Source organism: Pectobacterium carotovorum (assembly GCF_033898505.1).
Classification (GTDB): Bacteria; Pseudomonadota; Gammaproteobacteria; order Enterobacterales; family Enterobacteriaceae; genus Pectobacterium; species Pectobacterium carotovorum_J.
In genome coordinates this window covers 144671-171640 of record NZ_JAXAFK010000006.1, presented here as the reverse complement: position 1 = coordinate 171640, position 26970 = coordinate 144671, and the positions used below count along the sequence as shown (strand labels likewise).

Here is a 26970-nt window from a genome sequence, read left to right as displayed (position 1 = left end):
GTATTCAACTGTTTTTCCTTACATCATTAAGCCTGTTCCTCGCATAACCACCTATACGGAGTAACAGGCCACCATGAAGAATCAAGCTGCATCACAAACAGCTATCCCCACTAGCGGCTACATCAGACCTAAACGATTAGCTGAACTGCTAGGCGTGCATGAGTCTACGATCTGGCGAAAGGTGAAAAATCATACCTTACCATCCCCTTTAAAAATTTCTGAGCGCGTAACTGCATTCAATGCAGTAGAAATAAATGAGTGGCTGAAAGACCGCGCCACATCAATAGATATCAATAAATAGCAGTGGGTTAAAAATGAAAAAAAACAATATTTTCCATATCAGATCTGGAGCATCTAATAACCTATCTCAAGTGGAAACTAATGATGATCTCTTTGATGCTGATATCAAATGCTTCATAAATGCTCTTGCCTATAAAAGGCCAGGGGAAGTTATTACTGAAATTTTAACTCAAATCGAAAACATTAATAACCATATATGCTCATTGGCTGTGAACCAAAAAGAAATAACCAGAATGCGAACGAATTTATATAAGGCTTGGATAGCATCAAAAGCATTGGAGTCGCATTTCGAAAATAAAGACCAGCCAGCAGATCTGGATTTCTAACGTCTCAAACCGAAGAGGTTTAATTCATGAAAAATGAAATGGCCTTCTCTGGCCAGGGGAATTCTCACACCCAAAATCCAGCGACTCAACCGATGCACCTGCCTGTTATTGAATGGCAAGGCGTTCGGGTGGTCACGACAGAAACCTTGGCAACAGGATATGACACAGGGACAACCAATATTCGTACCAATCTTTCTTCCCATAGGCAGCGATTCACCGAAGGCATTCATTACTTCAATGTCGCTGGTCGAGAGTTGGCACAATTGCGAGTCAGCAATGCTGACGCGCAAATATCGAACAAAGCCAGAAGCGTTACCTTATGGACGGAACGTGGTGCAGCCCGTATGTCCAAGGTTGTCGATACAGATGCCGCATGGTCTTTCTTTGAAATCCTGGAGAGCTGCTACTTCACCCAAAAAAGAGAGCAGCAACTGCCGCTGGCAGTTCCCAACTTCACCGATCCCGCCGCCGCTGCACGCGCCTGGGCAGATGAATTTGAAGCAAAGCGCAAGGCCATTGTCATAACGCACCAGCAGGCGGAATACATCGAACGGTTAGAGCAACTGTTTGCTAACGGGCTTTCGCCGGTACAGTTTTGCAAACGCCTCAACGGTGTTAATTGCAGCAAGGTTAACGCCTACCTTGCTTCTGTCGGGTGGCTATATGACGACAATCCAGAGGGTAACAATGCACGCTGGCGCGTTTACTCCTATGCACGGGATCGTTATCTGACAGAAAAAACCAGCACCATTAGCCCGCCAGCATCAGAAGGGTTTATTGCCTACAACCCGGTGTTATTAAGGAAAGGGGCTGTGTGGATCTATCGACACTATTTGAATGGTGAACTTCCGATGAAGTCGGACTGGAATGGTGAGTTTACCCACGATAAAGATCTGTCAGGAGATAAGCATGCTAGCGCTCAATAAAACAAAGGCGACCATGCCGGGCCGCCTGAGTCACTGCAAAAATCTAAAGCCGTATCAGAATACCAGACAGGTAAACACATGCAACTGTCATTTGGGTCAATTCTTTGGGTCAATACCTCGCTTGTCTAGCTCTCGACGCAGTAGCCTCTTTATCCAGCCAGCTTTGTTGTCATCACCATCCTCTTTCATTGCGATCTGCAAACGCTCGGAAAGCTCAGGGTCAAGCCGAAGTTGTACTACGTGGCGTTCTTTTTGGTTTTCATTGGTTGACATTGGTGTTCATCCATATATATTAAAGTTATTGATTGTAAATGTACACCAATGCATAGCTTTTAGTAAAGCAAAGCCCGGTAGTGTTGACGCACTAACCGGGCCTCTAACCAAACCGTTATACGAGGTAACGATCATGGCTACTAAGAATACTATCACAAAAAACGCATTCACCCCTGACGTCAAAACCTTACCCGCTTCATGTGAGACATGTGTCATCGCTCATGAAATGGAATGTCTCTTATCTATCATACGAAGCATCAATGAAATCATTGATCCTCATAAAAAAAGTTATCTGGTTGATGCTGCTGATAGTATCGGTACTCGGCTCCTCGATAATCTCAATATTCGTCAGGAGTTTGAAGATGATGAGTGCCGCCGAGAAGCAATGGGGGCAGCATCATGACTTCAACGAAACTGATAACAAAAAATTTCCGTTTGAATGCATTGGCTAATCAGTATGCGGCCGCTCTGTATGCAGCTATACGGCGACAGAATAACGGGGATTTCTTCACTATCGAAGCCGCTGGGCAAGCGGTACAAGTGGATATCGTTGGTAATGTTCAAGGCATGCGCCAACTGGTGGATAGCTATCTGCTGGAAGCATTACAACAGGAGTATCGGCAGTGGGAAGAGGTTGCTGCCACTATCTTGGCCGCTTGCGTGGAAGGTTCTGCTCTGACCATTCATGGAAGGCAAATTTGGAAAAGCATGGTTGGCGATATGGAACTATCGATAGCGCAGGGAGGCCAAATCAATGCGTAATATCGACCTAATCCGCCATGTATCTAGTGTGGCTCGTGGGCACTGGCCTGATGTATTGCCAATGTTGGGGATCGATATACCCCACCACAGGGGCGGCCTTGGCCCCTGCCCCGCATGCGGCGGGACTGACCGCTTTCAGTTTGATGATCTAGAAGGGCGTGGAACATGGCATTGCCGCCACTGTGAAATCGAAGCCGGTGATGGGCTGGCTCTGGTGATGAACGTTCGCCAATGTTCCGCCACCGAGGCGGCTTTCTCGGTAGCGGATGTGTTGGGTATTGATTACCGGACAGCCGAAACTGACAGCAACACAGCCCGCCAAAGACAGGATCAATTAGACGCAGAACGGCAACAACGTGATCAGGAGCGCCAGCAAAGAGCAGCCGACGCCGCCGTACAACGCCGGAACTCATTTACCTCAAAGTACCAGGCGCTCGCGGAGAAACCCGCACCGGGTGAAAGTGCATACCTGACCAGCAAAGGGCTAGAAGGGTTCACCTTCCCTGTTCTGCCTGATGGAACGTTATTACTTTCACTGGTTGATGATTCAGGCGCGGTTGCCGCAGCGCAGACCATCACACCGAAAGGCGAAAAGCGGTTACTCGGTGGTTCAGCAAAGAAAGGCGCATACCATGCCGTTAATGCGCTAGAGCAGCCTGCTACGGTGATCCTTGCCGAAGGATTAGCAACAGCGTTAAGCGTTCACCTAATGCGCCCTGACGCACTGGTGGTGGTAGCTATCGACGCAGGGAACCTGTTGCCCGTCGCGCAGGTGATGCGCCGGCAGCATCCGCAAGCACAAATCATTATTGCTGCTGATAACGATTACCCCACTGGTGACCGGCCTAACACCGGGAAAGACGCCGCAGAAAAAGCGGCCGCCGCTGTAGCTGGGTGGGTATCACTACCCCCGACTGACTACAAAGCCGACTGGAATGATTACCACGCACAAAACGGGCTGGAAGCCGCCATACAGGCATTTAATGAATACACATACCAGCACAAGGGGGAAAGTGTGACCGCCCAACTGAATGCGATTGATGGAAGGAAACCGAGCGAAACCGAACACGATCCACTGAAACCCAGAGTGGAACGCCGCAAAGATGGGGTTTTTTATGTGACCCCGAAGCTCGACAATGGTAGCGGCGAGATTATCAACAATGAAAACTGGCTTTGCTCCTGGCTGAATGTTGTCGGGATCGGGCGAGACGATAAAGACCAATACCTGATATTGCGCTGGCGAGCGGTGGGCACAAGCACAGATACCACACAGGCGATCCCCCTGGCTGATATTGGTGAACGTGAAGGCTGGCGAACGCTGAAAAATGGCGGCGTGAATGTCACTACGAAAAGCAGCCTACGGGCAATTTTGGCTGACTGGCTCCAGCGCAGCGCCACGCATGAAATTTGGCGTATCGCTCACGCCACGGGATGGCAATGCGGTGCCTATATCATGCCAGATGGTGAAATTATCGGTAAGCCGGATGTGCCCGTGTTGTTTAGTGGCCGCAGTTCAGCGGCTGCCGGGTACACCATCAAAGGTACGGGCGAAAGTTGGCGCAAGCATGTTGCCCGGCTGGTGGATGGTAATTACGCCATGATGACAGGTATAGCGGCGGCGCTGGCTGCGCCTCTGATCGGCCTGAGTGGTGCGGATGGATTCGGTATCCATTTTTATGAGCAATCCAGCGCTGGGAAAACTACCACTGCAAACGTGGCAAGCAGTCTCTACGGCGATCCTGATTTGCTGCGTTTAACGTGGTACGGCACCGCGTTGGGGCTGACAAACGAAGCAGCAGCCCACAATGACGGTCTGATGCCTTTGGATGAGGTTGGGCAAGGTGCCGATCCTGTCAGCGTCTCACAATCTGCTTACGCGCTATTTAACGGCGTTGGCAAATTACAGGGGGCTAAAGAAGGCGGTAACCGGGATCTAAAACGCTGGCGCACGGTAGCGATCAGCACCGGAGAAATGGATCTGGAAACCTTCATCGCCCTTACTGGAAGAAGAACCAAAGCCGGGCAACTGGTTCGCCTGCTTAATATCCCTTTAAGTAAGGCGGTTCGCTTTCATGAATACAGCAATGGTAAGCAGCATGCGGATGCGTTGAAAGACGCCTATCAGAACCATCACGGCTCTGCCGGACGCGAATGGGTGAAATGGCTTACTGACCACCAGCAACAGGCCATTGACGCGGTGAGAGCCGCTGAAATGCGCTGGCGCAGTCTTATTCCTGCTGACTATGGCGAACAGGTTCACCGGGTGGGGGCGCGGTTTGCCATTCTGGAAGCGGCGCTATTGCTGTCAACTGCCATCACTGGGTGGGACACACAGAAATGCCGGGACGCAATCCAGCATAGTTATAACGCCTGGTTGCGTGAGTTTGGCACCGGGAACAAAGAGCACCAGCAGATTATCGAGCAGTGTGAGGCGTTCCTGAATGCCCACGGACTAAGCCGATTCGCCCCACTCCCTTACAGCTACAAAGACCTACCTATACAGAACCTGGCTGGATACCGTGACAGAGGGAAGCATAACGAAGATCCGATGATTTTTTACACTTTTCCCGCTGCTTTTGAAGGAGAAATTGCTAAGGGTTTTAATGCACAGCAGTTTGCCGAGATCCTGCGCAGTGCTGGAATGCTAAACCCGCCAACTAGCGGAAGGGGCTATCAGCGTAAGTCTCCGCGTGTTGATGGGCGACAGGTAAACGTCTATGTTCTCCAATACCGTCCGGAGGATAGCCAGCCAGAATAGAACCCTTTCACATGCGTATAAATGGTGTTGGTTCAGTTAGTTCGGTTGGTTCGATTTGGTAATGTACCTGTTTTTACTGAAAATAAACTTTCAAACTGAACCAACCATGAACTGACAAATTGGAGATTTGAACCAACATCGAAGTGACTGATCACTGAGAGCATACGCCAGATATTGTGCTTGGGCGGAGTTGTAGCAAAACGATGCTTCAAAAAGCGGAGTAAAGGCGTTGAAGTTTAGAGTGTAAGATTTTAGAGGCCCATTTTCGGGCCTTTTTTAATGAGCTTTTATACAGAGGGTTTTCAGCGTGGTTGAAAATGGCGGTTGAAGTTTGCTCAAATTTGAGTAAAAATTACCTGTGAGGTAATTCAACCTTTTGTTGAGTTAATTATTTGTGATGTATCTTATCATGAGGTGATGTCATGCGTTACAACGAAAAACGGGCGATAGAGCGCTCGAGTGTTGCCGCAAGACGCTTGGTAGCAGAAGGCGTGACTGCTAACAGAGTGACTATGGATAAAGAGCACTCTAAGCGTGTTTCCCGTACCTTCTTTGATTCTCTCGATGACAAGGGAAACTATGAGTTCGTCTGCGTCGCAGAATAACAGTAACACCGTCGTAACATATAAGGGTCGAGTACTGCATACGCAGAAATTCTCGGCCCTTTGCGCATCTGACCCAAAGTTAAAGGGAGTTGCGGACGCTTTTAAAGATTTCTGGAAAAACGGCTACCATCCTGACATTGGGAAGGATGCTGCATTTGCCAGGCCTACCGAAATCCTGTCACTACATGTAAGACATAGCCATGTAGATACTGGAGCGTATACCCCTGAAGACAGTAAAACTGACGTTAGTGGTAAAAAGTCAGCATGGGATAATTGGAAAGATATAGCGGCAGTAGATGTAAGATACACGCCAACAAGTAACAGTTTTTTAGTGTACTCAGTAAATAAAAACCGCGATGCATTGCTTATGTTTTTCTTAGACTCTGACGCGCATAATGCATCAGAGCAAACTGCATTCACAGAGGCGGCAATCTCAATAAGCTATGACTTTTTTGATAAGACAAAATCAGATGCAATGCCGCTTGATGAGGATTTGTTCTCAGATAAATGGAAGATTTAAGATCTAGCGCCTACTTTGTTAAATGTCACGCAACAGCTCATGAGCGAAAGTGCCGCCGTTCCTGCCTTCTTTCGTAACTACCGAGATCTGGGTAGTTTGATTTTCAAGCTCAGCAATCAGTTGCTTTGTACCATCGAGAACCAACCAATAGCTAGGCCCGTTCTTTTTCTCCGCCCCACTCGCTTTATGTAAAGAGTTCAGGTTAAACCGCCCTTCGGCATCCGTGGAAATTTCAACGCCAGCGATGTGATCTGCAAAGTGAGGTTTTGTGAGGTTGCAGGTAACGCAATTTTCACCTGGTTGGCATTTACCAGAAGCTCTGTTGTGCTCTTTGTCCTACCGTTCAGTTTCGTTTTGCGCACTACGCAATTCTAATAATGCGCAATTTCTTGCGCCTTGTTATCTATGGAGTTGATCTTGAGTATGCGGTTTGTCGGAGTACTAACACCAACGATTAACTCTGTCGGGATGCATCTTGGAAAACTGACTCTCGACACCATACGGCAACAGACAGATCTGTCGGAGTAATAATATATTTATCCATGTATGCACTTATCGCATTGTCATGATCGGAGGCTTTTTAAAGCACATTGCCGTTGCTGATGGCCCCATCACTAAGGGGGCTGTAGCGTTGGTTGAAGTCTAGTTTTGTCTACCATTCATGGGGTAGGTAGAAAACAACCTTAACAAAAGTGAACAGTACATGGGGTAAGCCTGCTATGTGCCGGTTTGGAGATAAATGTGACAAGGAATACGAACCTCATGTTATTCGGGTTCACTTTGACGTTTTCCTTCAAGCCAGCGACGAAACCCTTCTATCTGGCGAGCTTTCCCTTCTGGTGTTTTAGCTCCAGTACTCATACCTCCATGGTACTTACATCGCCCATTGCGATAAATATCTTTGCGTTTGCAGGGAGTGCCCGCGCGGGTGGTGGCCCCACATTGAAGGTTTTGCAAATCGGCGGGGTATGATTCAGTTGGCTTGTATCGAGGATCATAGCCTGATTGTGCCCACACATCATATTGGGTCTGGTGTCGCTCATAGTATGCTTCCAGGCGTTTTACTTTGATTTTTCTCTTGTCCATGGACACCTCTTTTTGTGATGGTTACTTTCACTCTGTGCGTACCCTTAACCTCCCTCTCTCGCACGACGTAATGCGTCTGTTGGTTGTCCGATGGCACCCTTTCGACAACTTGGGCGCACTGTTCTGGCGCTTACCACGCTGTCGGCAATCACTTGATAGCCGGTTTGCCCAACACCGAGCCCATCCGTCCATTGGGTGATCTGCATATCGCCCGACACGCTCACCATGTCTCCTTTTTGATGCTTCGCTAGCGCGTCGGCCTGTTTGCCAAAGGCTGTTACCGCTAGCCAGAAAGTACTCACCCCATTATCAGAACGCTGACAAGGTAGCGATACCGCTATCCGGGCAAAGCTCATGTTGTTGCCGCTGCTGGTGGTACGGCTTTGCACATCAACCACCAAGCGGCCATACGCTGAAATTTGAGCAGTCACTGTTCACTCCCATTTGGTTGAGTCGACACTTACTAACTAGCGTGAGACCAAACTCAGTGTCTAAATAATCATCACCATATATTTCATTATTTGCAATATGCCATGTCATTGTTTCATTATATGCAATTATTGATATTGTATTAATCATGACAGGTGAGGTGTTTATGTCACGACAGACAACAGTGAAACCGGTACTTCTCAGTAAAGAGCAGATAGTGAAACTGAAGTTAATTCAGGAAGAAGAACAACAGAAATCCCCCTTAGGCATAGCACCAAGCATCCATGCAATCGCGCGCGTGTTGATCGATAAGGCCCTGAACCTGCCGATGAAGGCCAATCACTGATACCTGGAGGTTAACTATGCCAACAGTACCCGTAGTGCGTGGCCCTCAGGTTAGCAGCCGTGGCATCCCCGCAGCGCCGAACAATCAACAATTCACTCCAGATGATTTTGGCGCTGGGTTTGCTAAGGTCGGGCAAGATTATGTCCAAGCCGTGGCGGAGGCTCATGGAAGGGCTAATTTGGCTCAGGCGCAGGAGGGCGAGGTAGAGTACCAGGAGTTTGCCAATAATCGGCTAAATAACCCAAACGATGGGCTGTATACGAAGCAGGGAAAGGACGCTATGCCTCACGGCATCGCCACTATAGCGAGCATTAAGGCTAAAGGTGAAGAGATATTGGGCCGCGTTCCGGCAGGGCCAATGCGAGATAAGCTTGCGCTGCAAGTTAGGCGCATGGATATGCAGTACGAAACACAAATAAGGTCATATGAGCGCGATCAGACACAGAAGTTTCAGTACGGGCAATTTCAGGGAACGCTTGATTTAGATATCGACGAGCTATCAAAAACTGATTCCTCTAACCCGGCGTGGGTTGGTCGGTTTAAGTCGATGACTGAAAACATTAAAACGTTTGGATTTGCTCATGGGTGGAGTGACGAACAGATCCAGGCGAAGCTAACAGAGGCAAAAAAGGCAGCAGCTAAACAAAACGTAGAAAACCAACTTGGCGCTGGTCAGGTTGCCGAGTTTTTACAGAGAAACGGCGAGCCTTCTGATGCTGGTGGTGTTGCTCATGTGCCATCCAGTGCTGGCCCTGTGCGCGGACTTCGCAATAACAACCCTGGCAACATCGTGCAGTCTGCAAACACATGGGAGGGGCAGACTGGCAGCGATGGTCAGTATGCAACGTTTGCCACACCTGAGCACGGTATTCGGGCGCTGGGTAAAAACCTGCTTTCTTACAGTCGGCAGGGATACCAGACGATTGATCAGATCATCAATCGTTGGGCTCCGCCATCAGAGAATAATACAGGGGCATACGTTTCCGCCGTGTCAAAGGCTATGGGTATCCCAGCGAATACGCCAGTTGACCTCACCGATCCCGCCACGCTAACACGTATGGCGACTGCCATCACTCAACATGAAAACGGCTCAATGCCGTATACACAGGAACAGGTTAACTCAGGCATTCAGGCAGCGCTTGGAATTTCAACGCTTCCCGATACTGGCCGCAGAGTAACAAAAAGCACGGCATTCTCACTGCTAGATCCGTCTGATCAGGGGCGGTATATTCGCCAGGCTATGACAATGGAGAATCAGCAGCGGGCGGAGTATCGCGCACAGCTTACTGACGTGGTTCAGGACGCCACTGCCTCATACCTGAAAGGTGTTGAGTATCCTAACGCGCCGACGGAAGGGAAGTTCATCCAGGCGTATGGTTACCGCGAAGGGCGCCAGCGCTACGAAGACTTTTCCAATATGCGCGTGGCTGGCCAGTACATTGGCTCTTTTCGCAACATGCCGACGGCCAGTATCAACCAATATGTGGCTGACCTGAAAGGTCAATTGGGTGAAGGTGAAGGGTTCGCCGGCCGCGCTGCGGCATTTGATCACGTTCAGGCGGCAGCCAATCGAGTGATCAGTCTCCGCGAGTCTGACCCCTACCAGGCGGCGGTGGATATGGGAGCCTTTAAACCGATCGTCAGCAATAACCCGAACGATATCACGGCAGAGGTGAAAATCCGTTTTGCAAATTCCGATAAGCTGAAAGCCCTCGGTATCAATGCGCCCTTACTGTCCAAGCAAGAGGCCGCTGGCCTGTCTGAAATGGTTCGTGGTTCAACCAACGTCGATCAGTCTGTCAACCTACTGCAAGCCTTTGGGCGTTCTCTTCCGCCACAGGCATTACGCAGCATTACTGGCTCAATAGCCCCCAATAGCGCCGCCACTGCGTACGCTTCGCTGCTACTGGCACCGGAGGATAACCAATACAACAACCGGCAGCCGACGATCGCTTATAGCCAGTTCATTAAGTACAAACCCACCATGGACAAGTACGAAGCAGCAAAAACTATTCTGCTGGGGGATCAGTTAATCAATCCTACTGAGGCGCAGAAAAAGGCTGGCATGCAACCAGTGATGTTGCCCAGCGATGACAAGTTACGTGAAGCATTCGATTTGGCTGTTGGCAATGCATTCCAATACAACCCGCAGGCGCACCAGATGGCCTATAGCGTGTTTAAGTCTGCCTATGCTGGGCTGGCATATTCATCTGGAAAAGAAAGTGATATGAGCACCAAGGCTGTAACTTCCAATCTTTCAGATCAAGCAGTGCAGTATGCCACCGGCGGTGTTTATAAAAGCTTCAACGGCGGCGACGTGGTGATGCCTTTTGGTATGGATAAGAGCACGTTCAAAGATCGCTTCCATGGTGCAGCGCGTGGCGTGTTTTCTGAGGCGGGGTTGAATCCTGGCGCTGTCGGCAATTTCCGTCCAGTTAACGTCGGTGACAATCAATACCGCCTGGTGGCTGGGAGTGGCCGCTGGGCGCTAAATCCCCGTACGGGTGATTATATTGTCGTGAGGGTGCAATAATGGCTGATATTTTCTCACTGGCACCAGAGGGGCTGGCATGGACAGATAATGCGGCACAGAACAAGGCTGCCCGGCCAGAAGATTATGAGCCCGGGTTTATGGCAGGTTCGATCTCCGCTTTACCTCGTGGAATCGCTGAAGGTGCCATTGGGGTGTTGCAGTCCAGTGTAGCCGCAGACCAGAAACTGATCAGCGACCCCAAATACTTGCAGGAGTTTATTCCCACCTATGGCGCGTTCAAGGCACTCTTCCCGGATGCCGATCAGCGAATTACCGAAGCTTATGATTCGACCAGCAAAGCGCTAGAGCGAGCGCGTGAATACATCAAGCCCGAACCTGGCACACAGGGAACGGCTGCGCAGGTGCTTGATGGTCTTGGTCAATTCGTACCAGCTATGGCTGTTTCTGTTTTTGCTGGCCCGGCTGCTGGTGGCGCTACGGCATTCGGCAGCACCTACGAACCATCGCGCCAGGAGTTTCTGTCAAAGGGTGTTGATCCTGAGACCGCCAGCACGCTGGCGCTGGAACAGGGAACCGCAAATGCCGCCGGTATGGCGTTGCCCGCAGGTGTTGGCGGTAGGCTGTTAACTCGGCTGGCGTCGGGGGTAGGCATTAATACTGGCTTTGGTGCTGCAAGCCGGTTTGCTGTCAGCGACACACTGGAAGATAACGGCTACTCAGATCTGGCGAAGCAATATCAGGCATGGGATAAACAGGCGTTGCTGGTGGATGGTGTACTGGGTGCGGCCTTTGGTGGTCTTCATCATTGGACAGCAGGCCGCGAAACGGGACGCACTGATTCAGATATATTGCCGCCAGATGAGCAGCAAGCGATCTCCACCGATAACCAGATTAATAATATTGAGCAGCCTGTAACAACAGAAATTTCTCCAATTGAACAACAACCGAGCCCCCCTCAGGTGGTGCATGATTCAGTGGCGGAACCAACCTATGAAAGCCGGATTACCGAGTTGCAAAATATGTCCGGGCAACTGATGAGCCGGGGTGATCGAAAAGTTTGGCAGTCGGAAATTGCTAACAGTGAGAGGGTGATTGCCAGGCTAGAGGCTGAAGATAAGGCTATCCGTGATGCAGCGCCGACTGGCAGTACTGGGGCAAATCGTCGCTACTATGAAGCCAATCAAGATAAGTTGGATGAAATTAGTAGTCAGTTGGATGGAGCGCGTCAGCGGTTACAAGAAGCACAGAAAACACTGGCACCGCATCAACCTAACGGACAATTTTATGAAGCAAAGGCTGATCTTTCTCGCTTAGAGCAAGGAATAATCCCCGAAAGCATGCGCGGACTTGTTCGAGAAGCTGACATCCGTCCAAGCGACGTGGACGCGGCACACGCGATGAATGAAGGGCTTAATTACGATATTGAGTCTGCACCTGTGGCGCATGGCAGTATAGAGAGCGTAAACGCCCATGTAGCTGCCATGGATCGGGCGGCAGCACAACTGATGCGTGGCGAGTCTGTTAACGTGGTTCAGCAGGTTCGTGGCCTTGATGGTGTGGTAAAACCTGGCGCTATCGAACAGGGGCAACAGCAACGTACGGCAATGGAAGAAGCCTATAAGGAAAATGGCATCAGTTATTCACAACCGCGCGAAGAACTCACCCAAGCGCCGGAACTCCGTCAGAAAAGTACATTCTCTGGCGTGGGTGAAGATGGAACTGGACAGGTGAGTACCGATCCCGATACCGGCGCGGTTATCTCCAGCAATAGTTATGACCTGATGGCCGCGCGTGACATGTCACAGAGCAACCCAGAACTAAACATATTGCATCCCGACACCGGTGAAATAGTACCGTTATCAAAAGCGCTGGCGGACATGGATGAGCAGATCGCCACCGTGCAGAAAGAATCTCGCGTTTACAGTGTGGCCGCAGCCTGCTTCCTGAGGAACTCATAATGAAACCGCAGTGTATCGATGCAATCACCCAGACGTTGGGTCGCCAGCCGCTGGCTACTGAACTAAAGAATATCGAAGACCGGATCCGTGAAGCAGTGCAACAAGTCTCCCGAATGAACGCTCGGGCCGGTAAATCAGGCACACCAACGTCAGAAGTGTACCGGCAGGCCGCCGATATTGTTGCTGCCCGCGTTGTACATGACATATTCAAGAAGCGCCAGCGATTGGCGCAAAATGCGATTGCCATCAACAACATTACTGACACGCTGAACCGCGTTGTGCCAGAAAACAAGCAGACGCCGGCCAATTTGGCGCAGTTTATTTTCTCTGGCCGCCGAGTGCAGGACGGTAAAGAGATTGATGTAACGTCAGCGGAAGAACTGGCCACGGGCGCCTATCAGGATTGGACGCGCCAACTTAGCTCACAGATGATGGAGGCAGGTCCGGAGGTACAGAAATTCTTTTATCAGTCCCAAGCATTGGGTGAACAGCGCTTGCGCAACTACCTTCCGTTCAATCAGGCGGCGGCCAAATCTGGGCAGTTGCAGATTCTGAAAGAATTGTACGGCGAGGATAGCGGCAACCCCGCAGCCAAGAAGGTGGCAAAAATCTGGGGTGATGTTACCAGTCGAGCGCGGCAGGAAATGAACGATTCAGGTTTTGATATTGGCCTGCGTGATGATTGGCATCTGCCTTATGCCGATGATGCCGATTTAATCCGTGCTGCTGGCCGTGATAAATGGCTGGCATCTCTGCCACCAGCAGAACGCACCGCAGCGATTTCGTTTGGCCGCATGCCTCCGGCAGACTTTGCCCGCCGAGCCTGGGTTGATGATGTGTGGAATACTCAAGAGCGTTCGCAGTTCGTAAACTCTGATGGCACCCAAATGAACGATATCGCGTACCGCCAGGCGTTGGAGTCCATCTTTGAAAGCAAGGCAACGGATGGCGCTCAGAAGATTGAACCAGGTGCATTCATCGGTGCCGGTGGCATTAAGAACCGTGGATCACAAAGTCGCGTGATGGCGTTCAAAGATGCGACCAACCATTTCGGATACATGGAGCGCTACACGAAGCAACCTGTGGCTGGCGTGATGATGGGGCACCTGCAATCTTCATCGCGTGATCTGGGCGTAGCTAAAGCTTTCGGCCCCGATGCCGCCAATAACTTCCGTCTGGTGGTTGACCGAATTTATCAGCGCAGCGTGGCGATCGATGGCGCAGGGCAGCCGATCAAAGACATGCAATCACAACGTGCCATGGTTGAGCGCATGTTCGACTCAATGGCTGGCCTTAATGGTGTGCAAAGCTCCGGCGTGTTCTCGTCTGCCATTGGCGGCCTACGCAACCTGATGACTTCTGCCATGCTCGGCACCAGTGTATTCACTGCCACCTCTGATCAGGCCATTATGCGCGCTACCGCGCAGGCACTGGGCTTTGACCGCAACGGCATGCGCCTGTCGGCTAATACACTGCGCAACCTGTTCAGCGGTGACGCAAAACGCGCCAACGCCGATCTGGGGTTGCTGGTGGATACCCATGCGGCTGTGGTGTCGAAAATGGGTGGTTTCGACTTGACGCGGGGCATCACGGGCTGGTTCGCGGAGAAAACGCTTAAATGGTCTGGTCTGGTAGCAATGGACAGAGCCAACAAGGCGGCATTTGGCCTGCTGATGTATAAAAACCTGGGCACTTTAACCCGCCAGCATGCCACCCTGGATGCACTGAAAGGTTCAGATAAAACTATTCTCGCCAACAAGGGATGGACATCGCAGGATTGGGCGATCATGAATGCGGCCGAGTTGCGGCCACTGACGCCTAACGGTCATATGGGTATGACGCCAGATGCTATCTATGCTGTGCCCGACGCTAAAATCATGGATATCCTGGCCGACAAAATAAACGATGTGCGCGCCGGTGCAGACCAAGCGCTTTCCAGCATGGGTGAATTGAGCGAAACACGGGCGAAGAATTTGCGCCAAGCATTCGAAGCAGAGACAGAGCAAACCATCGCACGTATGATTCGTAATGCTCGCGCAGAAGCAGCCCAGAAACTGCTGGGGATCACCCACGGCGAAATGACCAGTGCGGTGACTACCGCGACCGGTATCGATACCTATGCTCGTGACACCGCTGGTGAACTGACCCGCAGCTTCATGTTGTTCAAAACTACCCCGTTTGCAGGGTTTCGCCAGATGGTTACTCGTGCGCAAGACCTCGATCGCGTACCAGCATTAAAGTTTCTGGCAGGGTATATTGCTGGTACAACTCTGGCTGGCATGTTCGCCAACCAGATGAATGCGTTACTGACAGGAAATGACCCTATCGATATGACCACCGGCAAGGCGTGGGTACAAGCGCTGCTGAAAGGTGGTTCATTCGGCATTTATGGTGACTTCCTGCTGCAAGACCAAACGCAGTATGGTTCAAGTATTGCGGGCGTTATTGGTGGCCCTGTACTTGGGTTTGCGGAACAACTAATGAAGTTGCTGATCACCAACCCGCAGAAGGCACTGATGGGGGAGGATACAACCTTTGGTGCTGATGCCATTAAGGCCGCACGCATGATCACACCATTTGCTAATCTGTGGTATACCAAGGCGGTAACAAATCACCTGATCTTGCAGCAACTACAAGAGATGGCAAATCCTGGCTACAACGACCGCGTACGGGATCGCGCACGCAACCAATACGATGTAACCAGTTGGTGGAATCCGGGTGACATGGCGCCACGCCGCGCGCCTGATTGGGGTAAGGCGGTAGGAGAATGATAAATAAAGTAAGAAAGATAATTGTAGCGATATATGTGATATGCCTTTTCATCGCGATTATTTCGATTGCTGATCGCGACTTTCGCCTAATAAGGTACGGAAATCTAGAGGATGCATTTCCTTGGGTTTTCATGCTGCTATCCTCTGTCGTATCTATTTATTTTATAGGGTATAGATTTGATGGCGGAGGCGAAAAGAAGGACAACGAAGATGGCCTGATATCGCTTTGGTGGAAAAGGAAACGGATGGAAGAGAAAAAAAGGATATCTGAACTTTCGGGCGATAAATAGCAATCCATCAAGCGGGAGGCTCCTTATTCCCTAGTTCTGCCGAGGTGAAACCATTTTGTCCGTGACATGTCTCAATAAACGATGGCCGCTGCAATAGCGGCTTTTTTACGTCTAAATTTCGAGGTATGCATGAAATCAGCAATCAGAAAGTCGAGACTGTTGGAGATCGTTCCGCTGTCCGAGTCGCAAATTTACGCGCTTGAAAAGGCTGGCAAGTTCCCGAAGCGTTTCCAGATAAGCGCACGCGCCGTAGCTTGGAACGGCGACGAGGTAGAGGCGTGGCTTGATGCGCGTCAGCAGAACCCGGCAACGCCAGATCCGTCAATGGCGAAGAAGTTCGAGAAGAACCCGAATCACTCAAAAGCAAGAAGTTGAAGTAATGGGATGGTTACTACCTCCCCCCATTTAGAGGCTTACCGGATGGCAATCATTTGGGCTGCTATGGGGCGATGATCTCGCAGGTATTAACTGCCAGCCACGTTTCTTGCTTCCCATGACAACACATCACTTTCCCGCCAGCGGTTCGGGTTGCCCGGCACCACTGGCGCGGGGAAAGGTTCTTTGAAAGAAGTAGGCATTTTCTTGCTGTCACGCCATTTCCACAGTGTTTTAGGGCTGATGCCGTAGCGTTTCAATATGTCTCTGGTAAAAATTATGGGGTCATCCAGCATGTGTGAATGTTTGCTCATCGATCGCTACCGCTTATCCGATTTAGGTGGTCGCCCGCGCTTCTTCGGCGGTGGGGGGATGAAGGTTGATAGCGTCTTCGGCCCGTTCGCTTGCCGCTCATCCAGCCACGCTTCAATCTCGTCAGCGTTCCACGCCGCCCGGCGGTCTGTGATGTAGAAGCGTTTCGGGAATTCACCGTTACGCTCCAGGCTTTCGATAACGGAGATCGATAGCGGAACCATCTCAACCAGTTGTTTTTTCCCTAAAGCTCTTTTCATGCATTCCCTTGGTCCAAGTAATTCCCTTCATCGCACTGATTCGGCGATACCATAGTGAAATATCCTATAGGCAGTGCAAAATAACGAACATAAGTAGTTATCTGAAAGTCGCAATGATGAGAGCCTTGGTTAAGGATTGTTGGTTCAAACGGATTATTTTGTTGGTTCAAAACTTCACTACGTTAGTTCAAAAATGAAAAAATTAATCATTAAAATCATATGGTTTAATAAAATGAACCAACCGAACTAACTGAACCAGCAATGTTCTGTGTATTTATAACATTGCCGTTTCTGTTCCAAGTGACGATATGAAGTGAGGTGTGGTAAATTCCCGGCCATGAGAAAAATTATCTATTCAGAACTCCCGTTAAGGTGGTCATGCGAAGGTGTGGCCGCTCCGTTTAACATTGTGGAGTTCTCTTATGCAAGAAAGAAATCGCTCATGGCGCAAACATCATGAGTCACGTCTGAAGAAAAAACGTACCCATTACCATAATGCAGGGAATGGAAGTGCTGTTGCCATCGGATCCTGCTACCAAACCCCATGTTTATGTTCATGCTGGATGTGCGGTAATCAGCGTAAGCATCATGGCATGAATATGCAGGAAAGAAGGGCCAGAGCGCACAACGTTGATTAGAGCACGCCCGCGTCGGCGGCGGCCCAGACAAATCCGGCCTAACAGTTTGTGCTTTCACCTACTTGGGTTAGTGTAAAAATGGATTAACCACCACGCATAAGGAAAGATTAATTGCTGTACACTCCAATTTAACGTGTACACAAGGGTGTACACATAGAAAAAACGCATTATCAAAAAACCGATTACAGCAAGGCTTTAACCCACCGACTCAATAAACAGATCCAAGAAGTTCTACTCACATCCATTAAATTCTACAATGCCCTGTTTTTAAGGGCATTTAACAAAAAACATCGTCTACTTAATTCTCTCAAAATCTATCAAAAACCACTGCCAAGTGGGGGGTAGATTGGGGAGGATTTTTCCTTTACAAGAAAAAACCCCCGGTCTATAACTACATACCCCCCACTTAAGACGTAGCGCCTTGCCACAAAGGTTACAGCGCTTTTGAAGGATATGAGAATGGGTTCACTGACAGTTAAAACTATCCAGGCAATCCTGAAAGCTGGGCAAACCGGTAAATATGGTGATGGTCATGGCCTGTATCTGAAAGTCCCGCCTAAAGGCGAGCCCTATTGGATGCTGAGATATACTCAACAGACCAAAAGGCGAGAAATCACTCTTGGGAAGGTTTCTTTTCTGTCATTATCTGAAGCTCGTAGGCTGGCAGAGGACACACGCCGGAAAGTCATTGCTGGGGATGACCCTATTGTTGAGCGAAAACTCAACCGACCACAAAAAATCTATTCAGTTAATGACCTGTTTGATGACTGGAGCCAAGATCTGGTTAAACGGCTGAAATATCCCCAAATCCCCCAGCGGTTTTTTAAAAAAGATATCGCCCCTCACATTGGTCAACTGGCTATGGGTAAAGTCACCCCACTCGATGTCCGTGCTATTCTGCAAAATATTACGACCAGTGGCAGACCCACTATCGCCAACGATGCGCTGTTGTATATGAAGCAACTTTTCAATCACGGCATCAAACTTGGGTTAATCCTTAATAATCCGGCAACGGCATTTAAGGTAAATGATGCGGGTGGCGTGGAAAAAAGCAGAGAAAGGGTGTTAAGTCGGGATGAGCTGAAAACTGTTTTCCAGATTTTCAGAAATCACCGTGATAGTTTTAGCCGTGATAATTACATTGCCTGTGTATTACTTTTACTACTTGGTGTCCGAAAAAGCGAACTCACAGAAGCTCTCTGGGCTGAGTTTGATTTAGATAAAGCCAAATGGGAATTACCAAAAGAAAGAAGCAAATCCGGTGTGGGAATTGTTATTCCATTACCCCCATTAGCACTTGAGCTATTGAATGAGCTAAAGGTAAGAGCTTACGGTTCAGAATATGTATTCCCTAATCGCAGAGCGAGTAAAACACCGCATATGGGAAGCGATACGCTAAACAGGGCTATTGCGAAACTCTTTGGTATCGAAACAGGAAGGAAAATCCAGCCACCGAATCATATGGGCGATATTGAGTATTTTACTGTCCACGATTTGAGAAGAACTTGCCGTAGTCTGCTTGCTTCTCTTTCTGTTCCTCCTCATGTCGCCGAAAGATGCCTTAACCATAAGCTCAAAGGCGTTGAAAGCATCTATGACCGATATGATTATTTTGAAGAGCGGAAAGAAGCTCATTTGAAAGTTGCTGAATTACTTAAAGCGGTGATTTGATCACTTTATAAAATTGAAGGCTGATCTGTCCTGTAAAAATTTTAGCTAACAATTAAATATTATCTCTAAGTGCATTAAATAAATGAGAGGCCGATCATTCACTACATTCCCACATGGTATTCTGAACACCAGAGCCAATAGGTAGATGGGGATTCATATTAGCACTATGCAGATATCTTGCATGGGATTTACCATACTGCTGACAGGCTTTGTCAGCAGTATTCTGCAAGCTGTCCAGTCCATACCAACCATCAGCCTGAATGCTTACAGTTTTTCCATCATTGAACTGAACAGTTGCACATCCAGCCAACAATATTATTGTTGGTATCAGCATAAATCTCGACATAGACCACTCTTATTAATTTGTATTTGACTGTGCAGGGATAGAAAATTTTACCCCTTCGGCTCAATCCCCTGCTTTCTCAACTCTTGACGGGCAAGCTCTTTGAACCAGTTGCCGAGGCTGACACCTTCTTTTGCTACGACTTCATCTAGCTGTTCACGTAGCTCAGGCGAGATGCGTATCTGGAAAGTCGGTGATTTACCTGTTGATGAAGATTTCTTCGTATCACGTTTTATCGTTGACATGTACGTACCTTTTTAACTATGCTGGATTTTATAGGTACGTACACTATCACAAAGACACATTACACTCATCACCCGTTTCGCCCCTGAAAGGTATGCGACTACCAGACAGGGGCTAACCACACCGTTATGGAGTTAACGATATGGCTATCAGCAAGTCTAGCAATTCGCTTCTGGAAGATCAGCACCTTAAACAAGTTAAACTTTATTTTAATCTGTTCTGGCAACAAGCTACGGAGGTGGGGCATGTTCGATAACACACCTTTAGAGCAGGAAGAAATTATCGATCAGTGCAGAGCGTTGATCTACGCCGTGATCGAGACCAAACAGCCGCAAGTCAAAGAAATTCTGACGTTCATCCTCTGGGAAAGGCTCGACTGGCTGTATCAAGATTTTCAGATAGAAAAAACTATTCAAACTAAATAGTTTTCATACTAAAAATGGAAGATTGTGGGGCAATTATGATTCATCAGGTAAAATAAGCTTTGACAATTTACACCCTAAATCAGAACGAGGTCAGTTAGATTTAGGGTATAAAAAAAGCCACTAAGGTGGCTTTTTTTATACTTCTTTTAGCAGCGAGCTGTTTCCAGCAAACACCTTAAGATAAGCTGCTTCTCTTAAGGCTATAATCTCTTGTGGGTGAGCTTTCGCTCTCAGAGACAATAATACGCCATTAATACCAGATGTCAAGCTCAAGGTTTAGTGTAATCATCAATCAGTTTGGTCAACTCATTCACCTGTTTCTCTAGATCTTCTATCTTGCTGTTTTTTAAAATAATTTCATTATTCGCTTGTTCATTTGTTACCTTCACGCAATCTAACTCTGTCAAGATACCTGCCCCACCTATAGAAACCAACGCAGCTTCTTTAATCTTTTTTATATCCCCTACTGAAAGCTTTTTATCAATTCTTGAATCATAAATTTTCGTGCCGTTAGAATGGTAACGTAATGGAAAGAGACGGTGTCCAGACACTTGGGTTATAGCTGCTGTTTTTGCATAACATTGAGGGTTACTAAAACGTACCAAATCATTGGGTAAACTTGTAATTTCTACGACCGTTCTTGCATCAACAGCTTTATTAGCTTTACTAATTGGTATAACTAAAGCAGGATCCTCTCTATTAGAAATTATTACGACTAACCGCCGCTTGACCATTTCAAAAGGGAGTTTCTTATTGTAATTATTCAAAGTTGTTTGTGGTGGGAAACCAGAGCGGTAATCTTGAGAGAAAAATCCAAAATCGCATTCAACTAATCTACCTCTTAGTAATTTACTACCGTTTGTCCCATGTTTCTCAGCAATAGATTTAGGCTTAAAATATACAGCGTTAAGATAAATATCACAGGTAATAGTATTTTTCTCAGTATCTTCGGTGGTCTGAACATCATCTACTTTCCACATGGAATATGGTATATTTGAAAAATCCCTTCTTATAAATACGTTCTCATTTTGAGGATTATAAGGTAGTTCACAAATATCAATATTTAGTAACGTCTCCTCTCCCAATAAGGAATTGGCATTATTCACATCATAATAGTTAATCTTAATTATGCTCATGATTGCATTTTTTAAAAATAAGGATTGGGAGAGATTATCAGTTTAAACAATGTATATCAAGTCAATGAATATCATATTTTTCAACCATATAAACAAGGGCTAACTCATAGAAGCGGAGCTTCTATGAATTGTCCTTGATTTTCTTCCTTTCAGTTTGAAAATACCCCCAAAAGAAAGGATTAAAGAGTAAAACCAAAGCTTCGATAAGCATCATCACTATAAATACCAAGTCCTTTCCCCGACGGTGGGTAGCTGTGATCGAACTGCCCAATAGCATCATTTATTACATTTTTCAGAAAAGGTATATGTATTGCATTTACAGAAGATGCCCCTATTTTTTCTTTTAAAACCTTAGGCCAATATTTTGATAAAGCATTTGGGTTTCTAATTACACCTCCATTGTTTACTTTTTTTGTATATGCAATAATAAGAGGTAATTTATAACTATCTACTGCCTTATTTATTTCAAAAGGAACCCAGTCATCATCATCTCTGGTAGTATCACCAATAATAAGCAACATATTCCTTGAGTTTTTGAGCCTTTCATTAAGCGACCTTCTTAAGGTTTCTGCTTTACTTGAATCTCTGACAGCAGAAACTTTGTCATGACTATTGATAAAGGCAAAGCTATCATCTCCTTTTCCTGACCATGCTTTCAAAAGATTATAATAACTAATATCTGACTCGCCTGGTATATTCGTCCCATTAGCATGAAAAGCGACATATGTCCCATTGCGATATGCCATTATTTTTTCTCCCAATAATCTTTTATTTCTCGTAAATCAAGATCATCAAATCTATCTCGATGCAATATAACTCTAATTAATTTAGTAACTTCTTTATGCTTGGTTTCAGTAATTGCAGACAAAATTATCAAATTGAGGATATCGCGTGTTGGTAAGCCCAGACCTGAAATCCCACTACCTATTAATGGAAGATTAACTGCTGCTCCACCTGAAAAAATCCTAAGTGAACTCCACATTTCATGTAATGCAACCCATGTGTCTTTTACATCGATATAGGCTTTGCAGGTGGTCTCATTAGTGTGAGCAAAAGCAAAAACAAGATATTTTTTTGAATCAGCTTCCATAAGGACACTTGTTCCTATTTCATATTTCCTAGACTTCCCGTCAGTTTTATTATCTACTACTTCTGAATTTTTCCCAGATAAGCCTTCTTCGACCTGCTTATCGAATGACTCAGGATGCCCACCAAAACATTTATTAATGAATATTCCATGTAAGCTATTTTCAGAAACCGGAAGTCCTAGCTTACTGTCAAAATATTCATTTGCAGGAATGACACGTATACCATCTTGATTGAAGATATCTCCAAATAATATTTCGACCTTTGAACCAGTATTAGGTATTGGAATTAAAACCTTTGATGGTTTCCACACTTTTTTAAGAGTAAAACCTAAACTAATACTAAGCATTATTATAAGAGGAATTAACCCATCAAACTTAATACTCGGAACAAAATAAACAACCATTCGAACTATGGTAAATAATACACTAAATGATGTAAAAAAATAGGTAACTGTTTTAAAAGGCTTCCTAGTAATCCCACGAAGTAAATCCATTAAAGACTTCATCATTTTAATTTCACACTGTTGTTAGTTATAGAATGTTAACGCTGTCAGTGTGTCTGGTCAATCTTCACGCAACACACTTATCCCAAATTTTTCATAAATGAACTTTGCCGCTCCTATTATTGACAATGATCAAAAATAATATATAGATATTTAAATGCATAAGAATTAACTTAATTATAATAATTAGCTATAAAAGGAATTTATATGACAAATTTGAATAACATTTCATTATCCCATCCAGATATACAACTTCAAATGTTTAAAAGCACAGAGTTTAAAACTCTAAGAACTCACTGTGTCAGTGTTCGTATTGATAACACAGAGTTACAACTGCTTAACACCAAACGTGGTAACACAAGTAAAGGCGAATGGCTACGTATGGCTTCGTTACAGAAACTCCCCACGATTGTGCCTCCAGTAAACATCGATACCTGGAAGACCCTTGGTGAGATTTCACAGAAGCTGAATAGGCTTGTCGTTCATCTGGACAACAAAGGCATTGACAGTTCACTCTCACAAACGGAACTCTTTGCAGTGAAGCGTCAGATCTCAGAGCTTCGCCAGCACTTACTTACTGATAATTTGTGAAGTGCTTCCCATGAAGGGAATGCAGAAGATCAGGCGGGGTAAGGGTTTCGCTGGTGTTGTTCTCTACGGATTAAAGCCAGTCTCTCACCATAAATGCACACCTTATGTCATTGGTGGGAACATGCTGGGGAATAAAGCCGGAGATCTGATCGCTGAATTCAATACCACCAAAACGCTTCGCCCGGATGTTGCTAAACCTGTCTGGCATAATTCACTTCGGTTACCGAAAAGCGAAGCGCTGACAGATACTCAGTGGTCAGAGATTGCTGATGATTACATGTCCCAAATGGGCTTCTCTGAAACGCATTTGAGATGCTATGTGTTACATGATGATGTTGAAGGCCAGCACATCCACATTATTGCCAGTCGTATCGATCTCACTAATGGAAGCCTTTACTTGGGCAAAAATGAAAACCTCATTAGCACCCGTATCATCCAACAGCTTGAACGCGACTATTCACTAAGAACCAAAGGGCCAGAATTGGTAGCATCACCATCCCCAGCTTCGCCCTTCCCTCCTTCGCTATCCAGAAAATCCCCGCCCCAGAAACCGATGGGCGCAACACCAAAGCCTAAAAAGCTGTCACGTAACGAAGCGATGATGGAGAAGTATAAAGGAGAGCCATCACCCAAATCACTCATCCAGGAAGCCCTGGAAGCATTACTTGTCGGTAAACCATCCACCACTAAATTTGTGACACAGCTTGTGGCACGAAATATCATGGCAGTCCCGAATATCGCTTCTACCGGAAAGATGAATGGATTTTCATTCGAATACCAGGGGATTGCTTTCAAAGCTTCGCAGTTAGGTAAGTGTTATTCCTGGTCTGCCTTACAAAACAGGCTCGACTACCAGCCGGAACGCGACAATGCTTTCCTGTTTGCATTGAAAATGCCCTCAGTCAGTAAGGCATCGGTTAGCGAAGCTCTTGATATGACAACTGCTACAGATACCCCTGAATTCATCAAAGAAGACGTTAACAGCCCCGCCGAAACGCTTACCCTCAATAAAGATGCTGTTCAGGACGAATACGCTATCACTTATTCTACAACGCTTCACAATGAAGCTGTTGCAAGTAACAAAGAAGCGTATGCAACCGAAGCAGTAAAAAAAGCTGGTGTAGATGCTAAAGAAACGCATACAACCGAAGCAGCAAAAGAAGCTCACCACAGAAAACCCTTCTCTATGATTCAGACCGGCTTCAGATGGTTAGAAACCATTCCCTACCTCAACATCATCATTGGCATGTTGAAAAAACTCAAAATCCCGACACTCAAACGCCCAGACAAACACAACACTATCACTGGCGTGAAGATGATAGAAATTACGGCAACACCAAAAACCACCATCCAAACTCCGCAAAAATCACACTCATCATCATTCCAAATGTAGGGTTGAGAAGCCGTCCAGCAAGCCTTTCTTCATACAAAAAAGACAAGACCAATGATCGTTAATGCCGATTTATATTTAATTTATGATAGTTTATAACTATCACAAGTAAACCATCGATCATTATAAGCGATTTGCTTTGTTTGATCACAACTGTTCAAAATGTAGCTTCCTGATTGCCCATAATAGACTGATTTAACTGGTCTATTTACTTATTCAACTAACGATATAGGCTCAGCAATGACAAACCTCGCCTCATTTTCAGTCTCTGACTGCTTCATACGAATATGACTTTCACATTGATTAGCTATTGAGGAAATTTGTATGAGCATTTTTGCTATGAAACGCTTTTGGATTGCCGTATCCCTGCCTGCACTTATCGCATTATTGATGGGAAAAAGTGGATTCGTTCTCACAGGGATTATCTGGCTTCCTGTCAGTGTTGGTCTGCTCATTTGGGCGTATTTCACGAATCGACGCGACAAAAAAGCGTTAGCCGTGCTTCAGCCTCAAAGAAAGAGAATTTCTCCACCTGAAAAAGTCAGTGGCTTCATGAAATTTATTAATTTTTTCAAAATGAAGCGTCTTTGGATCGCCTTTGCTCTGCCAATGTTTCTTTCACACTTTGGCACGACTGAAGATCTAATCTCTATCGGATTTTTTTGGATCCCAATCTGCGCTATTTTATTTTTCACGGCATTAGGCTCTTACATTCTTAAATTAAGCAATCAAGCTACTGTCGATAACTTTAACGATGATAATGATGGTTGTTATAGTCATACGCTTCTTAATTCCTCAATGAAGCTCGATAGCAACAAAAGGCTCATTTTTCTTAAAGATGGAAATAATGAAAAAACCTATTCCTTTGATGATCTTAAAGAATGGAAATATAACATCAGTCATGGGGCTGAAATTGAAGATGCAGGTTTAAGCATTACTGCTAAAAACATTAATAATATTCGCATGGCAAAAAACAGAAATGAGACAGGATTTTTTATTAGTGTAAGAGATATTCAAAATCCAGAATGGCACATCAGGTTTTTCCCTAAGGAAGGCTCTTTTAAATCTCAGATTGGGTTCAATGACCTGCGTAAACAAATGAACCAATGGATGGAAGTGTTCGATCAGGTTGTCAATGAAAATTAAGGTTAAAAACCCATGAAAAAAATCATCATCGTATTGGTATCACTCACTCTCTCTGGATGTTATTCCTTCGGTAATCAGACACTGAAAAATGTAACGCAGGAAGACGTAAAAGCTAAAATTGTAAAAGGAAAAACCACCAAGTCAGAAGTATTAACCGCCTTTGGTGAGCCGGATAAACGTATCACCTCAGATGATGAGGAGAAATGGTCTTATTCAATGCATAACTACCGCAGTAAGCCAACATCATATATTCCGATTGTAGGAATACTGACTGGCGGAACGGATATTGAAGAAAAATCAATTCTCATCACGTTTAAAGGTGAAAAAGTCAGTTCGTATGAATTCACTGCCAATGCCAGTGAAATGAAACGTGGTGCCTTTTAAATCCTTTTAAGTTCAGCAATAATCAGAACGAGAGCCATGATGAATAAAAAATTATCCTTAAGTTTATTACTGGTGCTGTCCTTTTTTCTCACCGGCTGTGACAGCGAACCATCAGATGCTGATGTATCTAAAGCAATGCAATCTTTTACTGAAGAGATGAACAAAGGCGCACCGTCCGAATCAGCAAGAGTCGTTTTCAATTCAGCCAAGAAAATAGCATGCAAAGAGAAAGACAGTGACGGCGGTTACAAATGCACAGTCGAATACAATGCAAAGATCCCGTTTTTGGGTGAAAGAACATCAACCATGGAGCTTAAGTTCTTTAAATTCGAAGGCAAGTGGAAAGTCTCGCCCTCGAAATAACCTATAAGTCATAAGCAGCATCAGGGAAAGCATCAGCCCGTAGTTTCATCGCTACGGGCTTTTTTCATCTGCTTTCTCTTAGACTTGAACTGACGGTTTTCACGGGCAAGATAGAACTCACAGCGAAGAGCTGCCGTTCGTAATTTCCCTCGAGGTCGATTGAGGAGTTTCTTGCATACTTTAGAATTAATCAACGCGTAGCTATCCAATTTAAATATTAGAAGATAAGCTCAGGCTAACGTAGCTAGCTAGGTATGC

General features: G+C 46.3%; 31 protein-coding genes. 20 read left to right on the top strand and 11 right to left on the bottom strand.

What is annotated here, in order from left to right:
- Positions 1 to 73 precede the first annotated feature (73 nt).
- The 3 genes from R9X49_RS20490 to R9X49_RS20480 are packed head-to-tail and all read left to right on the top strand — an operon-like array spanning position 74 to position 1552.
- The gene (locus tag R9X49_RS20490; RefSeq protein WP_319850131.1) at positions 74 to 301 is read left to right on the top strand and encodes a helix-turn-helix transcriptional regulator; all 228 of its coding nucleotides are present in this window, start codon (positions 74 to 76) and stop codon (positions 299 to 301) included.
- A gap of 13 nt (positions 302 to 314) precedes the next feature.
- Positions 315 to 626, top strand: a complete 312-nt coding sequence (locus R9X49_RS20485; RefSeq protein WP_319850130.1) for a hypothetical protein — start codon at positions 315 to 317, stop codon at positions 624 to 626.
- Positions 627 to 652: 26 nt separating this feature from the next.
- Positions 653 to 1552 carry an ORF6N domain-containing protein gene (locus R9X49_RS20480; RefSeq protein ID WP_319850129.1) on the top strand — a complete coding sequence of 300 codons (900 nt, stop codon included), beginning with the start codon at positions 653 to 655 and terminating at the stop codon, positions 1550 to 1552.
- Positions 1553 to 1648: 96 nt separating this feature from the next.
- Here R9X49_RS20480 and R9X49_RS20475 read toward each other — a convergent pair whose 3' ends face one another.
- Entirely contained in the window at positions 1649 to 1825 is a 177-nt protein-coding gene (locus tag R9X49_RS20475) for a hypothetical protein (RefSeq protein ID WP_319850128.1), read from the bottom strand.
- A gap of 133 nt (positions 1826 to 1958) precedes the next feature.
- On the opposite strand from R9X49_RS20475, the gene R9X49_RS20470 reads away from it, so the two are divergent.
- The 5 genes from R9X49_RS20470 to R9X49_RS20450 all read left to right on the top strand — a co-directional run bounded on the left by R9X49_RS20470 (position 1959) and on the right by R9X49_RS20450 (position 6470).
- Positions 1959 to 2228: a hypothetical protein gene (locus tag R9X49_RS20470; RefSeq protein WP_319850127.1), complete on the top strand. Its 270-nt coding sequence runs from the start codon at positions 1959 to 1961 to the stop codon at positions 2226 to 2228.
- 11 nt (positions 2229 to 2239) lie between these two features.
- The gene (locus R9X49_RS20465) at positions 2240 to 2587 is read left to right on the top strand and encodes a hypothetical protein (protein ID WP_319850201.1); all 348 of its coding nucleotides are present in this window, start codon (positions 2240 to 2242) and stop codon (positions 2585 to 2587) included.
- Complete coding sequence (locus R9X49_RS20460; protein ID WP_319850125.1) at positions 2580 to 5345, top strand: DUF927 domain-containing protein; 2766 nt, start codon at positions 2580 to 2582, stop codon at positions 5343 to 5345. The genes R9X49_RS20465 and R9X49_RS20460 overlap by 8 nt, the downstream gene beginning before the upstream one ends.
- 422 nt (positions 5346 to 5767) lie before the next feature.
- Positions 5768 to 5950 carry a hypothetical protein gene (locus R9X49_RS20455; RefSeq protein ID WP_319850124.1) on the top strand — a complete coding sequence of 61 codons (183 nt, stop codon included), beginning with the start codon at positions 5768 to 5770 and terminating at the stop codon, positions 5948 to 5950.
- Positions 5925 to 6470 (top strand): hypothetical protein, encoded by a 546-nt coding sequence (locus R9X49_RS20450; protein ID WP_319850123.1) that lies wholly within the window; start codon positions 5925 to 5927, stop codon positions 6468 to 6470. Before R9X49_RS20455 ends, R9X49_RS20450 begins: the two co-directional genes overlap by 26 nt.
- An 18-nt stretch (positions 6471 to 6488) precedes the next feature.
- Here the strand turns inward: R9X49_RS20450 and R9X49_RS23200 are convergent, their stop codons facing one another.
- The 3 genes from R9X49_RS23200 to R9X49_RS20440 form a co-directional block, all read right to left on the bottom strand.
- Positions 6489 to 6701: a KilA-N domain-containing protein gene (locus R9X49_RS23200; RefSeq protein WP_413775906.1), complete on the bottom strand. Its 213-nt coding sequence runs from the start codon at positions 6699 to 6701 to the stop codon at positions 6489 to 6491.
- 534 nt (positions 6702 to 7235) lie between these two features.
- Entirely contained in the window at positions 7236 to 7556 is a 321-nt protein-coding gene (locus R9X49_RS20445; protein WP_319850122.1) for an HGGxSTG domain-containing protein, read from the bottom strand.
- 44 nt (positions 7557 to 7600) lie between these two features.
- A complete protein-coding gene (locus tag R9X49_RS20440) occupies positions 7601 to 7987 on the bottom strand; it encodes a single-stranded DNA-binding protein (RefSeq protein ID WP_319850121.1) in 387 nt (128 codons plus the stop codon).
- A gap of 164 nt (positions 7988 to 8151) precedes the next feature.
- Between R9X49_RS20440 and R9X49_RS20435 the strand changes: the two genes are divergently transcribed.
- The 5 genes from R9X49_RS20435 to R9X49_RS20415 all read left to right on the top strand — a co-directional run bounded on the left by R9X49_RS20435 (position 8152) and on the right by R9X49_RS20415 (position 16219).
- A complete protein-coding gene (locus tag R9X49_RS20435) occupies positions 8152 to 8331 on the top strand; it encodes a hypothetical protein (RefSeq protein ID WP_319850120.1) in 180 nt (59 codons plus the stop codon).
- A 16-nt stretch (positions 8332 to 8347) separates the two neighbouring features.
- The gene (locus R9X49_RS20430; RefSeq protein WP_319850119.1) at positions 8348 to 10864 is read left to right on the top strand and encodes a hypothetical protein; all 2517 of its coding nucleotides are present in this window, start codon (positions 8348 to 8350) and stop codon (positions 10862 to 10864) included.
- Complete coding sequence (locus R9X49_RS20425) at positions 10864 to 12783, top strand: hypothetical protein (RefSeq protein ID WP_319850118.1); 1920 nt, start codon at positions 10864 to 10866, stop codon at positions 12781 to 12783. The genes R9X49_RS20430 and R9X49_RS20425 overlap by 1 nt, the downstream gene beginning before the upstream one ends.
- Positions 12783 to 15554 (top strand): hypothetical protein, encoded by a 2772-nt coding sequence (locus tag R9X49_RS20420; protein ID WP_319850117.1) that lies wholly within the window; start codon positions 12783 to 12785, stop codon positions 15552 to 15554. The genes R9X49_RS20425 and R9X49_RS20420 overlap by 1 nt, the downstream gene beginning before the upstream one ends.
- A gap of 419 nt (positions 15555 to 15973) precedes the next feature.
- Positions 15974 to 16219 carry a helix-turn-helix transcriptional regulator gene (locus R9X49_RS20415; protein WP_319850116.1) on the top strand — a complete coding sequence of 82 codons (246 nt, stop codon included), beginning with the start codon at positions 15974 to 15976 and terminating at the stop codon, positions 16217 to 16219.
- Between the two features lie 89 nt (positions 16220 to 16308).
- Here the strand turns inward: R9X49_RS20415 and R9X49_RS20410 are convergent, their stop codons facing one another.
- Both R9X49_RS20410 and R9X49_RS20405 read right to left on the bottom strand, forming a co-directional pair.
- The gene (locus R9X49_RS20410) at positions 16309 to 16533 is read right to left on the bottom strand and encodes a helix-turn-helix transcriptional regulator (RefSeq protein ID WP_413775903.1); all 225 of its coding nucleotides are present in this window, start codon (positions 16531 to 16533) and stop codon (positions 16309 to 16311) included.
- A gap of 6 nt (positions 16534 to 16539) precedes the next feature.
- Complete coding sequence (locus tag R9X49_RS20405) at positions 16540 to 16791, bottom strand: helix-turn-helix transcriptional regulator (protein WP_319850115.1); 252 nt, start codon at positions 16789 to 16791, stop codon at positions 16540 to 16542.
- A 1097-nt stretch (positions 16792 to 17888) separates the two neighbouring features.
- Here R9X49_RS20405 and R9X49_RS20400 point away from each other — a divergent pair.
- A complete protein-coding gene (locus R9X49_RS20400; RefSeq protein ID WP_319850114.1) occupies positions 17889 to 19100 on the top strand; it encodes a tyrosine-type recombinase/integrase in 1212 nt (403 codons plus the stop codon).
- A 94-nt stretch (positions 19101 to 19194) separates the two neighbouring features.
- On the opposite strand, the gene R9X49_RS20395 is transcribed toward R9X49_RS20400, so the two are convergent.
- Positions 19195 to 19446 (bottom strand): hypothetical protein, encoded by a 252-nt coding sequence (locus tag R9X49_RS20395; protein WP_319850113.1) that lies wholly within the window; start codon positions 19444 to 19446, stop codon positions 19195 to 19197.
- Between the two features lie 47 nt (positions 19447 to 19493).
- The gene (locus tag R9X49_RS20390) at positions 19494 to 19688 is read right to left on the bottom strand and encodes a hypothetical protein (RefSeq protein WP_039308002.1); all 195 of its coding nucleotides are present in this window, start codon (positions 19686 to 19688) and stop codon (positions 19494 to 19496) included.
- A gap of 243 nt (positions 19689 to 19931) precedes the next feature.
- Between R9X49_RS20390 and R9X49_RS20385 the strand changes: the two genes are divergently transcribed.
- A complete protein-coding gene (locus tag R9X49_RS20385; RefSeq protein WP_319850112.1) occupies positions 19932 to 20111 on the top strand; it encodes a hypothetical protein in 180 nt (59 codons plus the stop codon).
- Positions 20112 to 20380: 269 nt separating this feature from the next.
- Here R9X49_RS20385 and R9X49_RS20380 read toward each other — a convergent pair whose 3' ends face one another.
- From R9X49_RS20380 to R9X49_RS20370, 3 genes are all read right to left on the bottom strand, one after another.
- On the bottom strand, positions 20381 to 21247 hold the full coding sequence (locus tag R9X49_RS20380) for a type II toxin-antitoxin system PemK/MazF family toxin (RefSeq protein WP_319850111.1): 867 nt from the start codon (positions 21245 to 21247) through the stop codon (positions 20381 to 20383).
- A gap of 179 nt (positions 21248 to 21426) precedes the next feature.
- Entirely contained in the window at positions 21427 to 21993 is a 567-nt protein-coding gene (locus R9X49_RS20375; RefSeq protein ID WP_319850110.1) for a TIR domain-containing protein, read from the bottom strand.
- Positions 21993 to 22844 carry a macro domain-containing protein gene (locus R9X49_RS20370; protein ID WP_319850109.1) on the bottom strand — a complete coding sequence of 284 codons (852 nt, stop codon included), beginning with the start codon at positions 22842 to 22844 and terminating at the stop codon, positions 21993 to 21995. Before R9X49_RS20370 ends, R9X49_RS20375 begins: the two co-directional genes overlap by 1 nt.
- 252 nt (positions 22845 to 23096) lie before the next feature.
- On the opposite strand from R9X49_RS20370, the gene R9X49_RS20365 reads away from it, so the two are divergent.
- The 5 genes from R9X49_RS20365 to R9X49_RS20345 all read left to right on the top strand — a co-directional run bounded on the left by R9X49_RS20365 (position 23097) and on the right by R9X49_RS20345 (position 26712).
- On the top strand, positions 23097 to 23429 hold the full coding sequence (locus R9X49_RS20365) for a hypothetical protein (RefSeq protein ID WP_319850199.1): 333 nt from the start codon (positions 23097 to 23099) through the stop codon (positions 23427 to 23429).
- Between the two features lie 10 nt (positions 23430 to 23439).
- Positions 23440 to 24822 (top strand): relaxase/mobilization nuclease domain-containing protein, encoded by a 1383-nt coding sequence (locus R9X49_RS20360; RefSeq protein WP_319850108.1) that lies wholly within the window; start codon positions 23440 to 23442, stop codon positions 24820 to 24822.
- Positions 24823 to 25143: 321 nt separating this feature from the next.
- Positions 25144 to 25965: a DUF4755 domain-containing protein gene (locus R9X49_RS20355; protein ID WP_319850107.1), complete on the top strand. Its 822-nt coding sequence runs from the start codon at positions 25144 to 25146 to the stop codon at positions 25963 to 25965.
- A gap of 12 nt (positions 25966 to 25977) precedes the next feature.
- A complete protein-coding gene (locus R9X49_RS20350; RefSeq protein WP_319850106.1) occupies positions 25978 to 26349 on the top strand; it encodes a hypothetical protein in 372 nt (123 codons plus the stop codon).
- 36 nt (positions 26350 to 26385) lie between these two features.
- A complete protein-coding gene (locus tag R9X49_RS20345; RefSeq protein WP_319850105.1) occupies positions 26386 to 26712 on the top strand; it encodes a hypothetical protein in 327 nt (108 codons plus the stop codon).
- The last annotated feature ends 258 nt before the right edge of the window (positions 26713 to 26970 follow it).

Coding starts and splice junctions, on each gene's coding strand:
- R9X49_RS20380 (WP_319850111.1), bottom strand. CDS start 21,247: ATGAGCATAATTAAGATTAACTATTATGATGTGAATAATGCCAATTCC.
- R9X49_RS20355 (WP_319850107.1), top strand. CDS start 25,144: ATGAGCATTTTTGCTATGAAACGCTTTTGGATTGCCGTATCCCTGCCT.
- R9X49_RS20350 (WP_319850106.1), top strand. CDS start 25,978: ATGAAAAAAATCATCATCGTATTGGTATCACTCACTCTCTCTGGATGT.
- R9X49_RS20390 (WP_039308002.1), bottom strand. CDS start 19,688: ATGTCAACGATAAAACGTGATACGAAGAAATCTTCATCAACAGGTAAA.
- R9X49_RS20490 (WP_319850131.1), top strand. CDS start 74: ATGAAGAATCAAGCTGCATCACAAACAGCTATCCCCACTAGCGGCTAC.
- R9X49_RS20420 (WP_319850117.1), top strand. CDS start 12,783: ATGAAACCGCAGTGTATCGATGCAATCACCCAGACGTTGGGTCGCCAG.
- R9X49_RS20400 (WP_319850114.1), top strand. CDS start 17,889: ATGGGTTCACTGACAGTTAAAACTATCCAGGCAATCCTGAAAGCTGGG.
- R9X49_RS20435 (WP_319850120.1), top strand. CDS start 8,152: ATGTCACGACAGACAACAGTGAAACCGGTACTTCTCAGTAAAGAGCAG.
- R9X49_RS20405 (WP_319850115.1), bottom strand. CDS start 16,791: ATGAAAAGAGCTTTAGGGAAAAAACAACTGGTTGAGATGGTTCCGCTA.
- R9X49_RS20365 (WP_319850199.1), top strand. CDS start 23,097: ATGTTTAAAAGCACAGAGTTTAAAACTCTAAGAACTCACTGTGTCAGT.
- R9X49_RS20370 (WP_319850109.1), bottom strand. CDS start 22,844: ATGATGAAGTCTTTAATGGATTTACTTCGTGGGATTACTAGGAAGCCT.
- R9X49_RS20475 (WP_319850128.1), bottom strand. CDS start 1,825: ATGTCAACCAATGAAAACCAAAAAGAACGCCACGTAGTACAACTTCGG.
- R9X49_RS20425 (WP_319850118.1), top strand. CDS start 10,864: ATGGCTGATATTTTCTCACTGGCACCAGAGGGGCTGGCATGGACAGAT.
- R9X49_RS20375 (WP_319850110.1), bottom strand. CDS start 21,993: ATGGCATATCGCAATGGGACATATGTCGCTTTTCATGCTAATGGGACG.
- R9X49_RS20345 (WP_319850105.1), top strand. CDS start 26,386: ATGATGAATAAAAAATTATCCTTAAGTTTATTACTGGTGCTGTCCTTT.
- R9X49_RS20385 (WP_319850112.1), top strand. CDS start 19,932: ATGTTCGATAACACACCTTTAGAGCAGGAAGAAATTATCGATCAGTGC.
- R9X49_RS20485 (WP_319850130.1), top strand. CDS start 315: ATGAAAAAAAACAATATTTTCCATATCAGATCTGGAGCATCTAATAAC.
- R9X49_RS20445 (WP_319850122.1), bottom strand. CDS start 7,556: ATGGACAAGAGAAAAATCAAAGTAAAACGCCTGGAAGCATACTATGAG.
- R9X49_RS20395 (WP_319850113.1), bottom strand. CDS start 19,446: ATGTCGAGATTTATGCTGATACCAACAATAATATTGTTGGCTGGATGT.
- R9X49_RS20470 (WP_319850127.1), top strand. CDS start 1,959: ATGGCTACTAAGAATACTATCACAAAAAACGCATTCACCCCTGACGTC.
- R9X49_RS20360 (WP_319850108.1), top strand. CDS start 23,440: ATGAAGGGAATGCAGAAGATCAGGCGGGGTAAGGGTTTCGCTGGTGTT.
- R9X49_RS20455 (WP_319850124.1), top strand. CDS start 5,768: ATGCGTTACAACGAAAAACGGGCGATAGAGCGCTCGAGTGTTGCCGCA.
- R9X49_RS20410 (WP_413775903.1), bottom strand. CDS start 16,533: ATGAGCAAACATTCACACATGCTGGATGACCCCATAATTTTTACCAGA.
- R9X49_RS20450 (WP_319850123.1), top strand. CDS start 5,925: ATGAGTTCGTCTGCGTCGCAGAATAACAGTAACACCGTCGTAACATAT.
- R9X49_RS20415 (WP_319850116.1), top strand. CDS start 15,974: ATGAAATCAGCAATCAGAAAGTCGAGACTGTTGGAGATCGTTCCGCTG.
- R9X49_RS20430 (WP_319850119.1), top strand. CDS start 8,348: ATGCCAACAGTACCCGTAGTGCGTGGCCCTCAGGTTAGCAGCCGTGGC.
- R9X49_RS20460 (WP_319850125.1), top strand. CDS start 2,580: ATGCGTAATATCGACCTAATCCGCCATGTATCTAGTGTGGCTCGTGGG.
- R9X49_RS20480 (WP_319850129.1), top strand. CDS start 653: ATGAAAAATGAAATGGCCTTCTCTGGCCAGGGGAATTCTCACACCCAA.